Genomic DNA, 3,125 nt, shown 5'->3' with positions numbered 1-3,125 from the left:
CTGCGATATTTTCTTTCTTACAATTCCATAATAGGACATGAATCGAATAAAATCAACCTTGAATGTGTCGAAATTATATGGTATAATTCTGGAAATTTTCGCTAAAAAAATCTCCCGATTGACAGACAATCGGGAGACGAAAAAGATAAATTTTATTTTACATAGCAGATGTCATCATCCGGCTTCTTGGCAGGCTCCAGAGACTTGACATACAGTACCGGTCCCATACCCTGATATTCCGGGAAGAACTCATGCTTGACCTCTGCAGTGATGGTGTACCAATCGCGATCCTTGAGCTTGGCAGCGGAAGGATGCTTGCACACAACTGCAGCAAAGGAAATATCTTCTGCACAGCAGGTCATGACAAAGCGGCCAGCGGCAAAGTTGTTTTTGCCCATGCCGTTCGGACGATAGGTCTGACACAGGAAACGCACGGTGTGACCGGCGTACTTTTCCGGATGCTCCATGGCATCGAAGTACCACATCGCATAATCTGCATCGGAAATATCTACGATGTCCTTGGAGAGATCCAGATTGGCTTCCAAGGATTCCTGATAGACCTCGCTTCTGCCATCCGGATAATCCATAAAGATGTCAGCGCGGCGGTTAATCATGCGGACACGACGATTTTTGATGATGTCTTTGGTGTTGGCATCACAGCGATTGAATACAATCATGTCGGTCATTTGCAGCATCGGGAACATAAAGCCGCCCATGTTCTGGAAATAGTTGTCAAAGGTACGGGCATCGACGGTTGTTACGGTCTGATAGACAATCCAGCCCTTCGGGAAGGTATCCGGTGCCAAATCAGCCAGCTTCCACATGCCGTTCCATTCAACAATGACGCGCTCCGGCTTGTATTTCCGGCTGCACTCCTCTAAGAACATGCGGTTGAAATCCGACTGGTCTTCAATGGTCTTGACGATGCAGTTGGAATCCATCAGCAGACCGTAGTCAAACTCGGTCTCGCCGTCCTCGCACACAATCATTAACGTCTTTTCGCCTTCGGAAAAGTTCGGATCGCGCAGGATAGATTCGATAAAGGTTGTCTTACCGCTGTCTAAAAAGCCGGTGAAGAAATATACAGGAATTTCCACAGACAATCCTCCTTATGCAAACAGTTCAGCCAGAGCGTCTTCCTTGATGCCGGAGCCAATGACGCACAGACGGCCGGTGTAGTCAGCAGCGCCGTGACGCAGCTCAATTTCACCCGGAACCATGTCAAAATGCAGCCAAGTGCCGTCTTGCTCCGGAACGATGCCCTTAGCGCGCAGAACGATGCCGTACAGCTCCTGATCGTCCAACTGATTCAGGCGAGCACGCAGATCCTCTTCGGTGTACTTGCGTGCGGTCTCAATGCCCCAGCTGGTGAATACTTCATCGGCATCATGGCCGTGATGATGATGACCACAGGAGCAAACGCCGTTTTCATCGTAATGATGTTCGTGATGATGCTCGTGCTCGTGTTCATGCTCATCATGATCGTGATGATGATGGCCGCAGGAGCAGGTCTCGCCGTCGTGATGATGATGCTCATGCTCGTGCTCATGTTCGTGCTCATCATGATCGTGATGATGATGGCCGCAGGAGCAAGTCTCGCCGTCATGATGATGGTGATGATGATGCTCCTCATGCTCGTACAGCTCAGCAGCATCCAGCAGTGCCTTGTGGCCGTCTGCACACATGACATCATAGATCTGCTCACCGGTCAGCTCATCCCACGGGGTGGTGATGATGCTGGTGTTTTCGCCGCAGTGCTCACGAACCAGCTTGAGTGCCTCGTCCAGACGCTTCTCGCTGACATTCTGGGTACGGCTCAGCACGATGGTGCCAGCGCTCTCCAGCTGGTTGATATAGAACTCACCAAAGTTCTTGATATACATGCGGCACTTGGAAGCATCGCATACGGTGGTCATGCAGCCCATTTCTACTTCGCCTTCGTGCAGAACCGGCTGAACCGCAGCGGCAACATCTGACAGCTTGCCAACGCCGGACGGCTCGATGATGATGCGATCCGGTGCGTACTGGCTCAGTACATCGCCCAGTGCCTTTTCAAAGTCACCGACCAGTGTGCAGCAGATGCAGCCGGAATTCATTTCGTTGATCTGAATGCCGGAGTCCTTTAGGAAACCGCCGTCAATGCCGATCTCGCCGAACTCATTCTCGATCAGAACGACCTTCTGACCCTTGAGCGGACCTTCCAGCAGCTTGCGAATTAACGTTGTCTTACCGGCACCTAAAAAGCCGGAAATAATGTCGATTTTCGTCATATCAAACACCTTCTATAAGATATAGTTTACAACCAAAGGAAAGCCGGAGGCTTTCTGCTTTATCGTACACCAAAACAGGAGATTTTTCAAGACTTTCCCATCTCCGGGAGCGGATTTTATGCGCGGCAAAACCGGAACATTGACATCCCGAGTGAGATACCGTACAATGAAAACACAAAATACATGCGGAGAACCACCCCGCAGGGAGGCTGAAACACTATGTTTGAAACATTCCGCAGCATTCGGTTTCATCTGCTGCTGGCAGCGCTCGGCTATATTGCTGTCGGTGCTGTGATGCTGTTTATCCCCGATAAGTTTTTGGCAGTCGTATGCTATGTTATCGGTGCACTGCTCATTGCTTACGGCATCATTGGTATGCTGATGTGCTGGAAAGACCGAACGATTCGCATCGTGAAAATTTTTATTGGTATCTTGGCGATTGCCGTCGGCATTTTTGTCATCGCACAGCCCAAGGCATTCAGTGCGGTTCTGCCGATTATCTTCGGCTTGATTTTGCTGCTTGACGGCGTGCTCAATTTGCGGCACGGCATTGGACTCAAAAAGTTCGGCGATCCGGGGTATCTCACGGTTATTATTATCGGAGTTATCACGGTTCTATTCAGTGCAGTTATTCTCATGCATCCGTATGGCACCGCAAGATTTACTCTGCGCCTCATCGGCATTGCGCTGATTTACAGCGGCATTTCGGATTTTTTGGTGCTGTATCGCATGAATCATGCGCGTTTGATTTATGAGCGCGACAATCCGCCGGAGCCAAAGAAAAAGGGACACAAGCAGAAAAAGACCAAGATCATCGATGTTCATGCCCATCCGGTCGATGATGACGACGAGGAG

The 3,125-nt window shown here is 49.9% G+C and carries 3 protein-coding genes; 1 reads left to right on the top strand and 2 read right to left on the bottom strand.

The genetic code is table 11. The features are described from left to right. Positions 1-152 precede the first annotated feature (152 nt). Complete coding sequence (locus ACR0P9_RS09950; protein ID WP_432619723.1) at positions 153-1,097, bottom strand: TIGR03943 family putative permease subunit; 945 nt, start codon at positions 1,095-1,097, stop codon at positions 153-155. Positions 1,098-1,109: 12 nt separating this feature from the next. Next, positions 1,110-2,270, bottom strand: a complete 1,161-nt coding sequence (locus ACR0P9_RS09945; RefSeq protein ID WP_432619721.1) for a CobW family GTP-binding protein — start codon at positions 2,268-2,270, stop codon at positions 1,110-1,112. Between the two features lie 219 nt (positions 2,271-2,489). Between ACR0P9_RS09945 and ACR0P9_RS09940 the strand changes: the two genes are divergently transcribed. Further along, positions 2,490-3,125: HdeD family acid-resistance protein (locus ACR0P9_RS09940; protein ID WP_432619719.1), on the top strand; the 636-nt coding region annotated here is incomplete at its 3' end.

Origin of the sequence: Butyricicoccus sp., assembly GCF_050872565.1 — a bacterium.
Classification (GTDB): domain Bacteria; phylum Bacillota; class Clostridia; order Oscillospirales; family Butyricicoccaceae; genus Butyricicoccus_A.
Note: the sequence above shows the minus strand (reverse complement) of the source record. Positions and strands in the feature narration are given on the sequence as shown.